The sequence below is a fragment of the Calditerrivibrio sp. genome (assembly GCA_026415135.1).
In the GTDB taxonomy this organism is placed as follows: domain Bacteria; phylum Chrysiogenota; class Deferribacteres; order Deferribacterales; family Calditerrivibrionaceae; genus Calditerrivibrio.
Window position 1 is genome coordinate 1 of record JAOAHS010000021.1, and the last position, 18,671, is coordinate 18,671.

The 18,671-nt window shown below is 31.0% G+C and carries 15 protein-coding genes; 1 reads left to right on the forward strand and 14 read right to left on the reverse strand.

Annotation, left to right across the window (positions count from 1 at the left end):
- Positions 1-210: PD-(D/E)XK nuclease domain-containing protein (locus N3C60_03605; protein MCX8083988.1), on the forward strand; the 210-nt coding region annotated here is incomplete at its 5' end.
- Between the two features lie 216 nt (positions 211-426).
- Here N3C60_03605 and N3C60_03610 read toward each other — a convergent pair.
- The 14 genes from N3C60_03610 to selA form a co-directional block, all read right to left on the reverse strand.
- On the reverse strand, positions 427-1,194 hold the full coding sequence (locus tag N3C60_03610; protein ID MCX8083989.1) for a WbqC family protein: 768 nt from the start codon (positions 1,192-1,194) through the stop codon (positions 427-429).
- A gap of 25 nt (positions 1,195-1,219) precedes the next feature.
- Positions 1,220-2,233 carry a radical SAM protein gene (locus tag N3C60_03615; GenBank protein MCX8083990.1) on the reverse strand — a complete coding sequence of 338 codons (1,014 nt, stop codon included), beginning with the start codon at positions 2,231-2,233 and terminating at the stop codon, positions 1,220-1,222.
- 10 nt (positions 2,234-2,243) lie between these two features.
- Positions 2,244-2,759: a GNAT family N-acetyltransferase gene (locus N3C60_03620; protein MCX8083991.1), complete on the reverse strand. Its 516-nt coding sequence runs from the start codon at positions 2,757-2,759 to the stop codon at positions 2,244-2,246.
- Positions 2,760-3,004: 245 nt separating this feature from the next.
- A complete protein-coding gene (asnB, locus tag N3C60_03625; protein MCX8083992.1) occupies positions 3,005-4,861 on the reverse strand; it encodes an asparagine synthase (glutamine-hydrolyzing) in 1,857 nt (618 codons plus the stop codon).
- A gap of 75 nt (positions 4,862-4,936) precedes the next feature.
- Entirely contained in the window at positions 4,937-5,899 is a 963-nt protein-coding gene (locus N3C60_03630; GenBank protein MCX8083993.1) for a radical SAM protein, read from the reverse strand.
- 510 nt (positions 5,900-6,409) lie between these two features.
- Positions 6,410-7,474 carry a glycosyltransferase gene (locus N3C60_03635; protein MCX8083994.1) on the reverse strand — a complete coding sequence of 355 codons (1,065 nt, stop codon included), beginning with the start codon at positions 7,472-7,474 and terminating at the stop codon, positions 6,410-6,412.
- Complete coding sequence (gene asnB / locus N3C60_03640; protein MCX8083995.1) at positions 7,471-9,240, reverse strand: asparagine synthase (glutamine-hydrolyzing); 1,770 nt, start codon at positions 9,238-9,240, stop codon at positions 7,471-7,473. The genes N3C60_03635 and asnB (N3C60_03640) overlap by 4 nt, the downstream gene beginning before the upstream one ends.
- A 285-nt stretch (positions 9,241-9,525) precedes the next feature.
- A complete protein-coding gene (locus tag N3C60_03645; GenBank protein ID MCX8083996.1) occupies positions 9,526-10,827 on the reverse strand; it encodes a hypothetical protein in 1,302 nt (433 codons plus the stop codon).
- The gene (locus N3C60_03650) at positions 10,814-11,944 is read right to left on the reverse strand and encodes a DegT/DnrJ/EryC1/StrS aminotransferase family protein (GenBank protein ID MCX8083997.1); all 1,131 of its coding nucleotides are present in this window, start codon (positions 11,942-11,944) and stop codon (positions 10,814-10,816) included. Before N3C60_03650 ends, N3C60_03645 begins: the two co-directional genes overlap by 14 nt.
- Positions 11,945-11,953: 9 nt before the next feature.
- On the reverse strand, positions 11,954-12,982 hold the full coding sequence (locus tag N3C60_03655) for a GDP-mannose 4,6-dehydratase (GenBank protein ID MCX8083998.1): 1,029 nt from the start codon (positions 12,980-12,982) through the stop codon (positions 11,954-11,956).
- A gap of 35 nt (positions 12,983-13,017) precedes the next feature.
- Positions 13,018-13,155, reverse strand: a complete 138-nt coding sequence (locus tag N3C60_03660) for a hypothetical protein (protein ID MCX8083999.1) — start codon at positions 13,153-13,155, stop codon at positions 13,018-13,020.
- 312 nt (positions 13,156-13,467) lie between these two features.
- Positions 13,468-15,384, reverse strand: coding sequence for a hypothetical protein (locus tag N3C60_03665; GenBank protein ID MCX8084000.1), 1,917 nt, complete (start codon positions 15,382-15,384; stop codon positions 13,468-13,470).
- Between the two features lie 86 nt (positions 15,385-15,470).
- Complete coding sequence (gene selB, locus N3C60_03670; protein ID MCX8084001.1) at positions 15,471-17,273, reverse strand: selenocysteine-specific translation elongation factor; 1,803 nt, start codon at positions 17,271-17,273, stop codon at positions 15,471-15,473.
- Positions 17,270-18,652 carry an L-seryl-tRNA(Sec) selenium transferase gene (gene selA, locus N3C60_03675; protein ID MCX8084002.1) on the reverse strand — a complete coding sequence of 461 codons (1,383 nt, stop codon included), beginning with the start codon at positions 18,650-18,652 and terminating at the stop codon, positions 17,270-17,272. The genes selB and selA overlap by 4 nt, the downstream gene beginning before the upstream one ends.
- Positions 18,653-18,671: the final 19 nt, after the last annotated feature.

The following is an 18,671-nucleotide window of genomic DNA, read 5'->3' on the forward strand; positions in this document are numbered from 1 at the left end:
AGGATAGATCTGACCTTGAAGATGCCAAACGCTATTTACATCATCGAATTTAAGGTAGATACGAAGGATGCCTTAGCTCAGCTAAAGGAAAAAAGATACTACGAAAAATATCTAAACCTAAATAAACCGATATTCCTTGTGGGTATAGAGTTCGACTCAAAAATAAAAAACATAGCCAGATTAGAATGGGAAATAGTTACTATCAAATGATTTAATTTAACGAAAGTTGCTTATATTTCATAGTCATTGAATATGAAGTCAAAAGTACTGTAAACTCCACTTATGCTAAACTCACGTATTGAGCGGTTTTACTCTTCAGTAAAAATACAATACCATAACTAACTAAATCGATTCTTTATGAATGAATTTATTATCCAGACAATACTAAAAAGTGCTCCCAGTAAAACAAACTTCTCCTGCAGCTAGTCACTTTTCATCTCTCTTCAATAATCTTTTGTGGGTCAAAATGTCAAGACTTTCGCCACCATGATTAAAGAGTAAATCAATAACTGACAAATAGGGGACAAAATCACCGTATAATTGTCTGTATACAGGATGTTTATAATCCTGAAATTGAACTTTGATTCCATGTCTTATGAAATCTTCCTCATCAATATAATTTCTACCAGATGCCCCTTCATAAAATATATCAGCATTAAAAATCTTACAAATCTCAATTAAACGCTGAATTCTGTCTTTTGTCCTCATTCCAAGCGATGATGAGAGAACGATTTGTTTATTTTTTATCCCCAAAAAAGTAATTAAGTTTAATATAAGGTACATATCAATATCTATGAGATAGTTCCATTGTCTGTTGTATGTGTCTTCAAAAAAAGAGAGATAGTCTTTCAAAAAAGGAGATTTTGAGTAACTCATTTTTATGGAATTTAAGTGTTTCCTTCTCCAATTTTCCTTATTGTCAATCTTAATATCCTTAATGAGAGGATTTTGAGACAATTTTACATGCACAGGCACAGTGAGCCATTGTATGCCATTTGCGGTCTTTATGCGATTTCTATTTCTCCAACCTTCCTTGTCATATTGCACATCATCATAAATGACAAAAACATCACTTCTATAAATCTGTTCGAAAAATCCAAGCCAAGGAAGATAACCCGGTTGAAGTATGCCAATAATTTTATGCATATTTTTACATGTAGTATTGTTAAACTGTTTAACTACTTTCCTTATCAACCAAGTTTAGCTGAAATTCCATAGTTCATTCACTAACATATCCTTCACAATCCTGAAAAGCAAGCGTATGCTGTCTTTTTATTTCTGCGTTTTTAACGATCTTCCAGTAGTTATGCTTCCAAGAACGGTATTTCCAGTCTGGACAATTTCTGCATAGTTCAATTTCATTTGCCCTTCTCTGAAGATGCTTTTGCCGATAATATTCAAACCCCTCACCATGCCATATCTCTTTTATACTCTTTTCATGGACATTCCCCATATCAGTAACTGCTGCTATATCAAAACCACAAACCATAACTTTTCCTCTTGAGTCTATATTTAATCTTTCAAAAATAAAAGGACATGGTATCATTTCCTTTGGTGGTAAATATGGTGTAGGATCAGCTGACTTTGAAGGATCATTTATACCCCAAGTGAGATACTTTCTCTTTTGAAAATTATCAACAATTGGCTCCCAAAATTTGGCAACCTCATCTATATCAACCCCTACCTGATTTACACCACTTGCTATAATCTTTGTGGGGCTTTTAATCCTGTTTCTAAGTTCAACCATACGCTTTACATTTTTAAGTAGAACACTCCAATTTAAGCCTTTTCTAACTATTGCATAAGTTTCAGGGTCAGCAGCATCTACACTAAACTCAATCATGTCTACACCAGCTTCAAGGAGCCTAATGGAATTCTCTTCATTAAACATTGAACCATTAGTAATCAATCCAACTTTCGCACCTACCATCTTTGCATACTCCATCAATTCAACAGCTTTTGGATGTAACATTGGTTCACCACCGCCTGATATTCTTATCCAAGCACCATATTGACCGCACTGGTCTGCAATGATTTTAAATGTATCATCATTCATTAGTGGTCTATCTTTGTAATCTACCCTTATGTTTGAATTTGTATAAGGACAATTTGGACATTGTGCATTACAAATATAAACAAACGACAATACACACATCATAGGAAATTCTTGAGCTTCGGGCCTGATACCATATTGATCTATCTTGTGCTCAATTTCGTTTACTTTTTCATTCATTGTTTCTTCCTCAAATATCACTTATTTTGGCCATCAAAAAAACATCCTCATAATGACCATTCACAAACCTATCCTTTTTTAAGATCCCCTCTTCCACAAAACCTGCCTTTTCAAAAGACTTCTTTGCCCTAATATTTGATGCTAAAACATAAGCATAGAGCTTATGCAAATTCATTTTGTTAAAGGCAAATAAAGATATCATTTTTAATGCTTCTGTCCCAAATCCTTTGTTTTTACCTTCACTATCACCTATAAGTATCCTCACCTCTGCCTTTCTGTGCCTATAATCAACATTATAGAGCCATACATTACCAATGTATTTATTGGTAGTTTTTTCTTCAATGGCAAATACCACAATGTTTTGATTTTGCTGAATCGAATCATACCATCTTTCATGTTCAATCTCAGTCACTGGTAAAACCCTATCAACTAATGAGGCTATCTCACCATCATTAACCCATTGTCGATATATCTCAATATCTCTCTTTTCAAAAGGACGAAGTATAATTTTATCTCCTTTATACATAATTAACCTCAATTTTTAATCCTTACCCATTTATAACTTTTTCAGTATTGCATAAATCTCTTTACACCACATAATTCTTTTGCATCATTTACATAATACTCATCAAAAGTTATCCCGTCTTTTACACTTAAAATGAAAATCCTATAACTTTATATAAACAATCTAAATATACATTTAGCTAAAGCAATTAATAAACTAAATACTAAATTGAGAATAAAGGTATCCAACTTTTTTCGATTAGCTTACTACCCAAAATACCTCTCCCACCAAACTTGAAACATCATAAGATTCCAAACTCTGCCTGCAAATGCCTTGTTACCACTGTGATATTGATTAAGCAACTCATTTATATAGTTAACATTTAGTAAATCATGTTTTTTTAATCTATTATATGATAATATATCTTTAGTGTAATCTCTCAACTTGTCAACCATCCAATCAAAAATTGGCAAAACAAAGCCTTCTTTTGGTCTCTTTGTAATACCATGAGGTAAAAGAGGTTCTACAGCCTTTTTTAGTATATCTTTTACATTCCCATTTTTTATCTTCATTTCACCAGGAATAGTCGCTACAAATTCTACAAGCCTATAATCAAGAAAAGGAGAGCGGATCTCAACCGAGTGTGCCATTGAAAGGAAATCAACAAAAGCAAGCACCTGATCAGGTAGCTGGGTATTCCATTCAAATTCAAGTATTTTATTGAGAGCATCCTTAGCAGTCAATACCTTAAAACTATTCTTTAGTAGTGATAATGTGCTTATGCTGCCTATATTTGATTTGAAATTATCCGAAATGAGGTAGTTCTTTTCCTCATCTGAAAACAAATAAAGATAATATCTCCAAAGAACATCATCTCCTTGAGATTTTTCATAAAGCTCTTTAAGAAAATTTACATCACAAGGGGCAAAAAAACCAGCTTTATCTGCTTCATCTACATTCCCCCTAATCCTTGCCTCTTTGTATCTTTGCATAGGTTGAGCTAAACGATGAGAAAGATAACTGCCGAATAGTTCATCTGCACCATCGCCTGAAAGGGCAACTTTCACATGTCTGCTGATGAGTTTTGTAAGAAAGTATGTAGAAATAGTACCAGAAAAAGGTTGATCAAACGCATATATAACATTTTCTATATCATTAACTAACTCTCTATAAGACATTATATACTCATAATGCTCCGTTTTAAAAGTTTCCGAAACCTTACGAGCATAGTTTAGATCAGCTTCTTTATTCTTTAATTCATCTTCATATCCAAGAGAAAAGGTCTTTATAGGTTTATCAGAAAATCTTGTCATTAATGCAACTACTGTACTTGAGTCAACACCACCACTTAAGTATGCTCCAAAGGGCACATCACATATCATCCTTAACCGAGTCGCATCCTCAAGCAATCTGATTATACCTTTTGTAGCATCTAGTTCCGTAATAGAGTAATTCTCGTTAAATTTAATCCTCCACCATCTCTTTTTTTCAATCATACCATTTTGCCATACAAGCATCTCTCCAGGCAAAAGTGACCAAATGTCTTTAAAAGCAGTAAACGGTGCGGGTATATTTTTAAAGGTAAAGTAATGGTACAGTGCCTCATAATTCGGCTCTTTTTTATAATGGGGATGTGCAAGTAATGCTTTTATTTCTGAACCAAAAATTAGATTTTCCCCTATCAAACAATAAAAGAGTGGTTTGACTCCCATCCTATCTCGTATCAGATAAAGTCTTTTAAGCGATTTGTCCCAAAGTGCTATGGCAAACATGCCGTTAATTTTATGGGGAAAAGATTCACCATATTCCTCAAACAAGTGAACAATTAATTCAGTATCTGAATGATTTGTATAAAACTTATGACCCTTCTCAACAAGTTCTTGTCGTAATGCTTGAAAGTTATATATTTCACCGTTGAACACCGTCCAGAGGCTTTTATCTTCGTTATGAATAGGTTGTTTACCTGATTGCAAGTCAAGTATACTCAGTCGTCGCACCCCTAAATTGATAAAATTATCGGTATAGTATCCATCATCATCGGGGCCACGATGTGAGACCAGATCTGTTATTTGTTTTAAAGTTTCAAGATCAGATTTTCCAGTAAATCCACAAATTCCACACATAGTTAAAAGTCATAAAAAGAAATAACTTACTTCAAATACATTTCTTGGTATGTCTAGCCGTTAAACTGTCTACAATTATTTGTTATCCATACTGCAATAATCTGATCTAGCCGATTGCCAATCCTTACAATCTCTGCACATAGGAGGAAGCTCATTGTATCTACCTTCTATGTGAAGCTTTCGCAGAACCTTCAGCTGATTTTGCCAAACTGATTTAAGACTTTCTTTTGTAACATTGCCTACAACCACTTTTGCATCAAGATCAACGGGACAGAGTACTACTCTACCATCATCAGCAATTGACATGGTTTGCATTAACCAATGACAAGGCCATCTATCCTTATTCCCAAAAATCTGGTTAGGAGCATCAATACTCCCTGCCCAACTGACCTTAGGTCTAATCTTTGCAGTTACCCCTTGACTTGTCCAAAATTTTATAAACTCCTCTTTCTCATCTACATTCTCATCCATTTCAACAAACTGAACAACTACTTTTGGATGAGTAACTGAAAGTTCTTTTTTAAGCCGTATTAACGTAAGAATATTGTTTACAGTCTTATTATAATCACCTCCAACCCTCAATTTTGCATAAGTCTCAGGTGTTACAGCATCAACCCCAAAATAGATAGCATCAAGTCGTGAATCAATAAGTTCTTTTGCTGCATTTTCATCCATTAAGCAACCATTCGAATTTAGAACAATATCTGTAAGCCCCTTTTCTTTACCATATTTAATCATGTCAAAAATTGAAGGTTTCGTATTTTTTATAACAAAGGGATCACCAAAAAATACCATCCATACTCTCGTATCTTTATTATTTTCTGCGATCTCATCAAGTATTTTTGTCACCAACTCCCACTTCATTATACCTTTTTTACGGGTCATATTTTTATGAACACACATAGAACATCTCAAATTACAAAAACTTACAGTATCAATAAGTACAACTTTTGGAAACTCTATTATCTCATCAAGCCTACCTGCCTCTTTCTGCGACTTCATAATGAGTTCTTTTTGTAATATCTTAACTTTTGTCATGATGATTTCCCCAATAATTTATATTTCTGCATCATTTCTTATTACCTTTAAATCTAAAAATCAATTAACACGTACGTTTATCCTCAATAAGATATTAAAATAAATTGACTATTTTGATAAAGAGATTCAATGCTCCGCCTTTCTCAGCTACATTATAAGCTGAGCAAGAATAGACTATTTTGATAGTGAAACTTAGTAATAGATTGCGTTTTTAATATATACATTTTCTATTTTTGTCAATACAAAACAAAAAGGAACAGATATTAACCAAAAGATTAAACAAACAAAGCAGTTACCTACTTAACCTGATTAAAATAGTATAAGAAAAAGATTCTTCTATTTTTATGTGAAAATCATCAGAGTATTTCACAGGCTACATTCATAAAAGTATTAAATAAAAAATATCTTCATCCAGAACAGATTAAAACAAACCTTGAAAAATAAAACAAACAGAAAAAATCACTGTAACATCTTTTTGATAACTAAATATCTTATGAAAAAATACCAGATTTAGTAAAACTTCTTAATAATATCATCATACTTTTTTTTCTGATAGTTGTAATCCAAAAGTTTTATTACATCTTCATTAAGCACCGGTCTAATTGATTTATTATTAATAATCCAGATCATACTTTGAACCAATTCTTCAACTGTTTCAAAAAAAAGTACATTTTTGTAGACTTCCAAATAATTAATATGAGCAGAGCTTTTTCTATAAATTGGCCATGTTCCTATTGCTAAAGCTTCCATTAAGCTTTGTGAAAATCCATCAAATCTACATGCTGAAATAACAGCCCAGCTTTTTTTAATATACATAGGCATATCTTCGTACCTAACATCAACCCATTCAACATTATTTTCCAATCCAAATTCACGTACAAATTTTTTAAGAAAAAGATAGTAACTTTCAACCTTGCGGTGAAGACTAACTATAAGCTTAATATCTATATTATAAAAATTTTTAAATATATTAATAGCATATAAAATTATCTCTTTCTCATATAACGGCTGACAGCTTCTAATACAAAAGAAGGTTGGTATTTCCTCTTTTTTAAAATCATAGGAACTTCTTATAAAACTTTCAGATACACCCCAAGACAAAATCTCTATTTTAGATCTTTTTACCTTTGGAAAATTGTTTAAAAGCATCTTTTCCATTTCATTTGACTTAACAGTAATAATCCTTGATTTTTTCAATAGAATATTGGTAAAAATTTTTTTATAACCTTTAGCATCTTGATTTGTATCTATGTCGCCTCCCATAGTATGAACGATTACTCTTCTCCCCCAAAAACTGATAGCTAACGATTGTAAAATTCTGCTTCCCCAATGTACGATAATTATCTCCGGTTTTACAATCAGAAGTATAAACATTGTAATAAAAAAATTTACAATATAATTTAATAACTTATATTTCGTACTAAACTGATTATACACCTTCATACCTTCATAGAATTCTATTTTCTCATCACTTATATCATTTATGATGACAACCTTTTTTTGGGCGATTTCCTTTAACATTTTGACTCTCTCTCTTATTAAAGGGCTTTTTAAGTTACCAAACACAACCATCATACAAAGGAACAAGCCTTATATTTTTCTAAAAATCTATTTAAAACTAACATTGAAAAAGCTGAAATACTTAGTCTATCAGGATTTTTATCTAAGATTTGCATGAAGGCATTTCCTGTTTTAACTATACCACTTTTAATAAGTAAAGACTCTTTTGAATTAAAAACAAACTTAATTTCATCATAAAACTTTTTTTTCTGTCGAATCCAGTATCCAATTGGTGGATTAAACCCATGTTTTTCTCTATTCAATATTTTTTCTGGTATGATCCTTCTAAAGGCTCTTTTCAATAAAAACTTAGGCTCAGATGTAGGCAAAACCTCACTGTAAACCAACGATTCTGAGAATTTTAGCAATTCATTAGAAATAAATCCTGCCCTACCTTCCACTCCATATGCCATAGTCATTCTATCAAGTTTTACCATCATTTCGTTAGGAAGATAGAATTCCCTATCTAAATCTATAAAATATTTTGGATTAGCCCTTTTCCAATCGGTCATTAAAAATCGATTAGAAGAAGCACAATCTTTAAACAACTCCATATTCAAAAAAAATTTTTTTTCATTGTCGAAACAATAGTAATGCCATCCTTTGGGTTTATAATGAAATATGTATGATTGATAATTATACTTTGCTTTCAAATGCCATATATAACCTCCAAAAAGTTCATCAGCACCATCGCCAGAAATTATGACCTTCACCCCAACATCTTTAGCTAATTTCGACAATAACATTATTCCAATGCCAGAAATCGAACCAAAAGGTTGATCAGAGAAATCAACAAAACTGTCAAGATTTTCTAAAAAATCTTTTTCTCCTAACATTAATTTATAATGTTCAGACTTTATATAATCAGATACTAAATCCGAAAAATAACTTTCATTGGAAAATTTATGATATACATCAAAATTATCTTTAAATCCTACACTAAAGGTATTAATTTTTCCATACAGTCTATTCAGCAAAATTGAAACAATAGTACTATCCAATCCACCACTCAAAAAAGAACCGATTTTCACATCAGATATACTCCTGTTTACAATATTTTTTAAAACTAACTCTTCTGTTGTTTTTATCAAATCTCTTTTATCAACTGGATCAACACAAAAATCTATTTTCAAATAATCAAGACTATATTTATTCATATCATAAACACCATAAAAACCCCTCTGCACAGCAAAGATATTTCTAAAAATCGTATAGTTTTCAGGGATAAATGAAAAAGTTAATAGGTCATAAATTGCCTGATAGTTCAATCCAAACTTTATATATTTTGTAGAAGATATTATAGTTTGTATTTTAGATGATATTATCAACACATTTTTAGCTCTATCATGATACAAATATAATGGTTTTTCCCCCATTTTATCTCTTCCAAATATCAATAAACCTTTTTTGATATCGATAATAACAATTGAAAACATACCATCTAATAATTTAAAAAAATCTCTCTCAAATTTTTGATAAAGCAACAAAATAACTTCAGTATCACTGTTTGTTTCACATTTTAAACCGTATCGATGTTTAAGTTCAACATAATTAAATATTTCACCATTAAACAAAACATAAACCCCATTTTTAGACATAGGTTGATTAGCCTTGTCAGATAAATCAATAATTTTTAATCTAGTGTGACAAACAAAAATATTTATGTCATTATAATTAAAATTAAAAGAATTTTGATAATCAGGCCCACGATGAATTAAAGATTGAATCACTTTATTCCTATCAACTTCTTCTAAATTAAGTGAAACAAATATTCCGCACATAACAACCTGAAGACATCATTTTTATAATCATAATACCATACCATAGTTTTTTCAACAAGTTTTATTCAGATTTTATTAACACTTTAATGTTGATTTAATTTAATTTAAACCAATTATCCCAGGAATATTTCCTCGAACTATCAATATGTCGAAAAAAATTTAGCTTCATATTAAACAAGGTATCAAATTAATGTCTTAACTAATTTTTAATTATTAAAACATTGGAGAAAAATAATAATCATCCTATTAAATAAACCTAACTTCGTTTCACCAGCTTTATAAATATTAAATTTCATCGTATTTTCTCTGTTCAAGTATTAGTTGAGAGATTTTTACATTACTATTTAATGAGTGCAAAATCATTCTCCATACGTCGATATTATCTGACACATAATCTATTGAGAACTTTCTGCTTTTTATACTAAGTTCCTTAACTAAATCTATATTTTTAATTAAAGAGGTAATTTTTTCAATAAAATTTACCCTATTAACAACAACAACTGGTAATTTTTCAAAAAATTCATTATAATATTCATAATCGATATATCTATAAAAATCATTTAACGAATCATCTAAATATAAAATCACTACTTTACCCATTAACATAGCCTCTACTGCAGAAAAAGATAAAAAGCCATAGGTTATTTGTTCAATGAATATGTGTGATTTTTTTAATACTTCTACAAAATTATCCCTATCCAAACCAACATAACAACTATATTTAATCATGTCAAACTTATCTTCTAATATCTTCATTGTATGATTTATAAAATATGTACCTTTTCTAAATTCATCATTTGCCGCATGTACAATATTGACAGCGCCATTTATATCATCAAAACAGTAATTGTAATCATCCAACTTCAATATTTGGCCTCCATAAGTTATTATATCAGCTCTCGGAACAAAACGTATATAATCTATAAAAGATATAACCAGATCAGCATATCTACACCACAAAACTACTCTCTTTCTTCTCTTTTCATCAAGTAAAAAATACCTTTTTCTTGACATTGCATTAGCATACTGTCTTAACATGTTACCATCACCGTAAACTGACCATACATCTGCTCCATAGGGAAACATAACTATTTTTTTCTTAAAAACCTTATATATAAAGGGTTCTAATCTCCATACAAAAACACTTCTCTCCAAAAAACCACCATCGAAATAAAGAATAAACACATCATACCTACAAATTGCCCAAAAAAATGCAAAATATTTTCCTATTGTATAAGGATACTTACTAACAATAGGTACTACTTTATCTATCGTAATAATATCTATATTTTTTATGATAGAATATTCATCTTTATAACAAAAAAAATCTAAATCAAATTCATCTTCAAAAATCTGTTTCAGCAGTTTCAATGTTACAACAGGAGTTGTTCCCAGTAAAAATTTCTTTTTTTTTCTCTTCCTGACATTGAATACATTATACAGTAGAAGAATTGTTAAACTTATGATAAAAGGTATAATTAATATAAGCTCTAAGAGTAAATTTTTTAGTATATAAAAAAAATCTTTTATCTTGTAAGGTGGTTCAAAATCATCATAATTGATAACCCAACCCTTATATTTTATCATATTTCTTTAGACCACTCTTGACTTTTTTAATAACATATTTTATCTGGCTCACTTTTAAACTTGGATATAAAGGTAATGATATACACATATCACCTATCTTTTTTGCATTAGGAAATTCTTCAGATACATACCCCATATCCCGGTAAAGTTTTAAATCTGTGACGATTCTATAATTTACTGCGACTCCAATACCGTTTTCTTGTAAATAATCTAACATTTCATCTCTGTTTCTCGTCAAAATAACGAACAGATGCCTTGCAGACTTCGAGTTAGAAGGAGTTTTAATATAATTTATTCCAGCCTTCGAGAATTCATATTCATACATCTCCGCTACTGCCTGTCTACTTTCCCACAACACATCTATTCTTTTTAATTGTGGAAGCAATAAAGCTGCTTGTATATCAGACATATTATACTTAAAACCTAACTTTATCACATCCCAATGTTTATATCCATTTGTATATCTCTTTGAAGCATCTTTATTCATACCCTGATTTCTACATATCTTTAAAGATTCCATAAATTCAAAATTATTAGTAACAATTGCACCACCTTCTCCTGAAGTAATATTTTTAGTGGCATAAAATGAAAAACATGCTGAATCAGATAATTGACCTGGTCTTATATTATCCCTTATCCCTTCAATACAATGGGCAGAATCTTCAATAACTTTTAGATTGTATTTTTTCGCTATCATTGAAATCTTCCTGATATTGCACATATTTCCATAAATATGTACAGGGATTATTGCCTTTGTCTTTTTTGTTATTGCTTTTTCAATATCATCTTCCCTGATTAATCCAGTATCACAGTCTACATCAACAAACACCGGTTTAGCACCTACATTTAGAATAGCGTTAACAGTAGCAACAAAAGTAAGTGGTGTAGTAATGACTTCATCACCATTTGATACACCCAACAATTTTAAAGATAATAGCAAAGCTGAGGAACAAGAATTCAAGCCAATAGCATATCTAACTCCAAGATAATTAGCAAAACTACTTTCAAACTCTTCAACTTTATTATGATTAGTCAGAAAAATTGATCTCAATACTTTATTTACTTCATTAATTTCTGATTTACCAATATTATGTTTAAAAAATTCTACTTTCTTCATTTAAACGCCTTAATGAAATACTATCTTACCATTTTCTAAAACAATAGGTACTTCTCTCATCCATATTTGATTTTGCCAAGAATTATAATTATGTTTATACCATTCTACTGTTTTTATTAAACCAGTGTGAAAATCAGTCTTTGGGACCCAATTTAAAATTTTGGTTATTTTAGAATAATCTGCAATATGACAATCTACTTGTCCTGGCCTGTCATCAACAAATTGTATATAACTACTATCTTTTTCAAATATTTCAAGAACTTTTTTAGCAATATCTAATACAGACAAAGAATAATCTGTACCCACGTTAAATATCTCACCTATTATCTTACTACGATCAGAAAAATTTAAAATATTAAATATAGCTTCACAACAATCCTCAACATATACCCAATTTCTTACCGCACTACCTCTACCATGAACTTTAAGCTTTTCATTTAATAACACACTTGTAATAAATCTAGGTATGACTTTTTCCAAATGTTGTTTTGGTCCAAAATTATTAAAAGGTCTAACGATAACAACAGGAATCTTATAACATACGTAGTAAGAATAAATCAACCTATCAGCACCACATTTCGCTGCAGCATAAGGAGAGGTTGGATTCAAAGGAAAATTTTCATCAATTTTTATCCCGTTATAAGTAGATCCATAAACTTCTGAGGTTGATATATGAATAAACAATTTAATTTTTTTCTTATTTTTCAAAACAGCATTTGCTACAGTCTGGGTTCCTATTACATCAGTTTCAAAAAACCTTTTATTATCAAATATCGATCTTGTAACGTGAGTCTCAGCCGCAAAATGAACTACATAGTCAACTGTTGAACATAATTCATCAACTAATGAACTATTACAAACATCTCCGTACCAAAACTTTATGTTACTTGATTTATCAAACGGTATATTGCTTATATTAGCAGCATAAGTTAGATTGTCTAATATGATAATACCCATCTCTGGACACTTTTTAATTAAAAAATCTACAAAATTACTGCCAATAAAACCAGCTCCTCCTGTGATTAAAATTTGCTCCATAATATTATCCTTCCTCTCAAACGTTTTTCATTTCATCAAATACCATTCAACTCTTTAGAACCATAATTAAATGCTAAATCTAAAAAATACAATCTGCTAATAAAAACATAATCCAACAGCTCATAACTACTGATAAAATGAATATAATCACAGTCTATTATCCCAAAAAACATACAACATTCCTTCCTATAAAATAGTTAACTTCATATGTATTCTTAATATCAATATCAGATTTATATTCTTATTCAAACAATGTCATATTTCTTATACAATAATTTTTACTAGTCAAGTTTTTTCTTATGATATTTTGTAATGTAATTTAACAACTTCAAGTATTGCTATACTGTCATTTATTTTAGTTTATGTTATATATCCCAAGTAACATTTATAAACATAAAATTCAATTTACTTTAGCTATAGATTCCGAACAATATTGAGACGATTTACTGTTTCAAATTATTTTTAGTAATATCAACAAACTATATCTAAATTTTACATCCTAAAATACAATTTAAAACATGTTTGATACCTTTCTTGTACAATATATTTAAATGCCCAGAAAAAATAATATAATCCTTATCCACTTCATTTCTAAAATACTCAATGTCTGTTAATAACTTAACAACCTTATAACAATACTCTTCCTTATCGAATGCCACAAATGGGGAATTTCTAATAGCAGATTTAATTTCTTCAATTTCACATTGCTTATAAATATCTTTAAAAAAATTATAAATATCTTTATCCTTAAGAATATCACACAAATATTTTTCTAACACGTCATAACTAATTAGTTGAACAACTCCTTTTTTTTTGAATCTGTACTCCCAGACACTCTCCCCATGCCCTAAAGGGAATGTGTCTAACCAGAGATCAATAATATGACCGTATATGTGAGGATCCACGAAACCAGGCATATAAAATCTATCTGAAATTTCTAATTTTTCTACTTTTTCCCTTATTGTCTTTTGATCTCCTGTACCTGCTGCAATAAAAATAGTGTTTGGACACTTCTTCATTATTTCCGCCACTGTTTCAAGGTATTCATCACTGTCAGTTTTAATTAATCTACCTATGGTACCAAGTATAAAAACATCCTTTGGATATTTACCTCTTTCCTGAGCAACTTTATTCATATCCACAGGGGGGTTATAAAATAGTTCAACAACTGGAGGATAGATAAAATTAGTAAACTCAAAAGGAGTGTCCTTTACACCACAATGAGTTATTCTTTTATCGATACCTATGACATCCCACACAAAATTTCCGTGACTCCAATAGATCTGCTTTGGAGCTGCCCTCGTAGAATACAGAAATGTAAAAAGAAAGTTTGAATTACACATCACTAAAATATCAATATCATCTTTAATTATCCTTTCTCTCATAATAAGGCATTTTTTTACTCTATTATATAAATGCCCCCTTACTAATTCATCATTTTGTAATGCCTTTTGACAACTAAAATATCTTATACCAAGATCTGTGATCATTTTTATACAATTGTTGTCTGAAAGACTTTTTTCCATTGTCTCTATATCATAAACAAAGTACTCACATTTACCATCACTAACTTCAATCAAACCTTTAAGTAATGAATAAAGAACTTTAAATGGGGAATTAAATACTATCCTATCGTAAACAAATCCAACTCTTATGGGGCTATTGTTTGAAATTTCCCTTTCCACTGGCTTTAGTTGTAATATTTGCATCCCTTTATCAGCTAAAAATTCAGATAAAGGTTTATCCAGATCGCTGCATATCTTTCCAAATTCCTCTTGTGTTTGTGCAACATTCATAAATACATGATTTATAGAAAAATTCCATGTAAGCAACACTTCTAATTTACCTCTTTTCAATGCTTCCCTATACAAACCAACAACATTTTCATATATATTCCAAAACTCTCTGTTTGTATTATATACAGACATTAATACCTGACTAAACCATAACAAATTTAACTTCTGTTCATCCTCATTCTTATTCCATATAGAACCCTTCAATACTGTCTTACTGTAAAAACCTAACAATTGATTTATATCAGGATAAAAAGCTTTTATAGAATATAATACTATGTCTCCCAAAACCCTAAAATGGGATAAAAAAAGATGATTAAAGTTTAGGTCAACCAAATTTGATATATATTCTTTTTTAGCCTCTTCTTTACTCAAAAAACAGTACTCCAACAAACTGGAATATAATAAAATTATAAATTTATCTACCGTCCCATTAACAACTTTAAACTCTTTTTTAAGTCTTCTTATAGTCTCCTTATCTTTTTTATCTGGATTTATAGGAACATCTAACTGATTAAGAATCTCTAAAAGTTCTAAGATAACTATATGATTAAACTTTTTTTTCTCAACTAAATCATATATTCTACTTACATATTCTCGCACTATCATAACGATAGAACTTATCCCCATTTTTCAACGGTTTTGAAAATATAATCAAATTATATAAAATTAGCAATATTTTTATACATTTGTAATCATTTTTTTAAAAACCTTTTGTTATCCTTTTTAACAAACAGCCCTGTCATATCCAAAAATTCTAACAAAGGTATAAGTATCTTACGGGGTGCAGTGATAATAGTTCGCACATTTGAGATATCCACATAACCATCTTTTCTACACAAATTAACCACATCAGAGATGAACTTTGTAAGAATTTCCAAAGCTATATAGTTATCATTTTTGTCAATTTTCTTTATTAAACCTTTATTGGATAAAAATTTGAGAGCTTTTTCTATTTCGACCTTATCTGTATTTATTACTTCACTGATAACCGCAGAATTGCTCATTTCTAACCTATTTAACATGAGATTTAAAACATCCATTGCAAGTCTTTTGAAGCTATCATCCTCTCTGACCAAACCACCATCACGAACCACAAAACCATTTTTTCTACCATAATCCACAATCCATTCTGAAATATACCTCTTCAATACACCATCTTTCATAGATTCAAGTTCAGATAGATTTAATCGCCCCTCCTCATCTACTTTTCCAGCTAACTCATCTTTGAGTTTTTTTATCAAATCTATGTCGTAATACCTCCCCTCCAACTCAAAAAACCTCCCCTCTAACTGATCATTACTCAGCAAAAATCTTTGAAAAACAGTGTTTATCTCCAGATATGTATTACTCTTGAGATAAATACTAATAGCATCTATCCACCTCTTCTCTTCCATCGCCTTTAACATCTCTTTAAGTTCAGATTTTTTACCTTTAAAGGTTCCAGAAAACAGAATTTTTCCACCTGCTACAGTCATTTTAGGATTTGGTATTCGTAAAAGAAATTTTGCTCCACATATCAATGGATAATCTTTCCTGAATACAACCCTTACCCACACAGCACTTTCAAATCTCTCTAAAACATACAGTCTACCCACCATATCCGCAGTACCAATCAAAATCTGATATTCACCACCATGCTTGACATTAAAAACTAAACCTGTATCGAAATAATCTATCCTTGCAAAAGCTTCGGAGTAATTCTCAAGACTCATCAAAGATGTAACAATGTCACCTCGATCTAATTCATTCCTCTCAACATCAGAAAAATTTATAGCTAATCTACAACCAGCACCAACCTCATCTACTTTTTTATTATGTACAGAAAGCCCTCTTACTTTCAACAACTTCCCTTTAGGTAATACCTTTAGAGAATCACCCACCTTTATACTTCCCGATAAGCAGCTACCTGTTACGACAGTACCAAAACCCTTTACACTAAAAACCCTATCAATATGCAGCATAAAAAAATTCCATCTACTTCGTCTTTCGTACACATCAGCAAACTGTTTTAGTTTTACTAAAAGATCATATCGACAATTCGTATCGTAAACAGACCACAACTGATACTCCAATCTTTTAAAACCATATCTATTAAAAAAGAGCCTTATACTCTCCAATCTGCTTTTGACATCACCAACAAATTTATCGATTTTAGTAACCACCACAACCACATACTCAATACCCAAAAACTTTACTATATTGGCATGTTCAATAGTCTGGGGCATAACACCCTCATTTATGTCAACAGCGAAAACACAAAGGTCAAATCCAATAGCCCCAGCAGCCATATTTTTCAGATAATCTTCATGACCAGGTACATCCACAAAAGAAAATGAATATTCCCCATCCTCAATATAGGCAAAACCCAGATCGATGGTTATTCCTCTTTTTTTCTCCTCTTTGAGCCTATCTGGGTCAATACCTGTTAAAGTTTTGACGATAGTAGACTTACCATGATCTATATGACCAGCCGTACCCACTATGATATTCTTCATTTGCAACCCAAAGCAGCATATAATTTAATCACAGCATGAGCTATCTTGCCGATATCCTCATCAGAAACAACGAGAAGATCAAAAATCAAAAACCCCTTTTCCACTCTACATATTATAGGTTCTTCAAGCATTCTCAATCTTTTTGCCATCTGTTCACTTTTATCACCAAAATAAACAGCAACCCCATAGGAATCCAATTCATACATCGGACAAGCACCACCTCCAACATACCCTTTTAGAGCCCTAATCTCCAAATAGTCTTCTCTAAACAGACTTGACTTCAATATAGACTCCTTAATTCTCTCAGCATTTTTTATCAATCTATTTTTATCTAAATCTATGGCATTAAATATCGATAACGTTTTTTCTTCTTTTTTCACATATTTCAATAAAACGCTTTGTAAAATCGACAAAGTTATTTTATCCACTCTTAGCATCCTGAGGAGTTGATTTTTCTTTATTCTATCAATCAACACCTTTTTGCCCAAAATGATACCACACTGTGGTCCTCCCAAAAGCTTATCACCACTAATACTTACAAGGTCCACACCTGATTTTATAATAGACTTGATCGTTTTTTCTTCACAAATCCCAAAATTTTCAGATAACAGCCCACTACCTGCATCATAATATGTTACCACTGAATATGTTTTACCAATCTCTGCAATAGATTCTAAAGACACTTCTTCTGTGAAACCCACAATCTTATAATTGCTCGTGTGGGATTTCATGAGCATTGCTGTTTGCTCAGATATATTTAATATATAGTCATTTGGTTTTGTTTTATTTGTAGTACCTACTTCCTTTAAAATAGCTCCACTATTCCTCATCACATCCGGTAACCTAAAACTACCACCTATCTCTACAAGCTCCCCCCGAGATACCAACACCTCTCTATTTTGGGCAAATGTGTTTAGGATGATGAATACAGCAGCAGCATTATTATTCACCACAAGGGCATCTTCAGCACCCGTTAAATACCTAAAATACTCCACACAGTGAGTATATCTGTCTCCCCTTTCACCCGTCACAAGATCCAATTCGAGATTACAATATCCTCCGGAAATTTGCATTGCAGTATAAAAAATATCAAAAGGTATTGGACAACGTCCCAGATTAGTATGAACCACAACACCCGTAGCGTTGATCACCTTTTTCAAATACCCTCCCAAAAACTCCTTATATTTTTGATCCAGATCTTGAATAACGTTATCAGGATCAACATAACCTATCTTCTCAGACTTAATATCTTCCCTTAGCTTAGAAAGAATAATGTTTAATATGTATTTAAGAATATCTCTATCGTAGTTATCATCAAAATGCTTCAAAATTTCATCAACTTTTGGTATCTGCCTTAAAAGTTCGTTGACATTGCTCATATTTCACCATATTATATTT

Bases quoted from the DNA above. Each gene is read 5' to 3' on its own strand.
- N3C60_03615 (MCX8083990.1), bottom strand. From the start codon at position 2,233: ATGAATGAAAAAGTAAACGAAATTGAGCACAAGATAGATCAATATGGT.
- N3C60_03620 (MCX8083991.1), bottom strand. From the start codon at position 2,759: ATGTATAAAGGAGATAAAATTATACTTCGTCCTTTTGAAAAGAGAGAT.
- asnB (MCX8083992.1), bottom strand. From the start codon at position 4,861: ATGTGTGGAATTTGTGGATTTACTGGAAAATCTGATCTTGAAACTTTA.
- N3C60_03630 (MCX8083993.1), bottom strand. From the start codon at position 5,899: ATGACAAAAGTTAAGATATTACAAAAAGAACTCATTATGAAGTCGCAG.
- N3C60_03635 (MCX8083994.1), bottom strand. From the start codon at position 7,474: ATGATGGTTGTGTTTGGTAACTTAAAAAGCCCTTTAATAAGAGAGAGA.
- asnB (MCX8083995.1), bottom strand. From the start codon at position 9,240: ATGTGCGGAATATTTGTTTCACTTAATTTAGAAGAAGTTGATAGGAAT.
- N3C60_03645 (MCX8083996.1), bottom strand. From the start codon at position 10,827: ATGATAAAATATAAGGGTTGGGTTATCAATTATGATGATTTTGAACCA.
- N3C60_03650 (MCX8083997.1), bottom strand. From the start codon at position 11,944: ATGAAGAAAGTAGAATTTTTTAAACATAATATTGGTAAATCAGAAATT.
- N3C60_03655 (MCX8083998.1), bottom strand. From the start codon at position 12,982: ATGGAGCAAATTTTAATCACAGGAGGAGCTGGTTTTATTGGCAGTAAT.
- N3C60_03660 (MCX8083999.1), bottom strand. From the start codon at position 13,155: ATGTTTTTTGGGATAATAGACTGTGATTATATTCATTTTATCAGTAGT.
- N3C60_03665 (MCX8084000.1), bottom strand. From the start codon at position 15,384: ATGATAGTGCGAGAATATGTAAGTAGAATATATGATTTAGTTGAGAAA.
- selB (MCX8084001.1), bottom strand. From the start codon at position 17,273: ATGAAGAATATCATAGTGGGTACGGCTGGTCATATAGATCATGGTAAG.
- selA (MCX8084002.1), bottom strand. From the start codon at position 18,652: ATGAGCAATGTCAACGAACTTTTAAGGCAGATACCAAAAGTTGATGAA.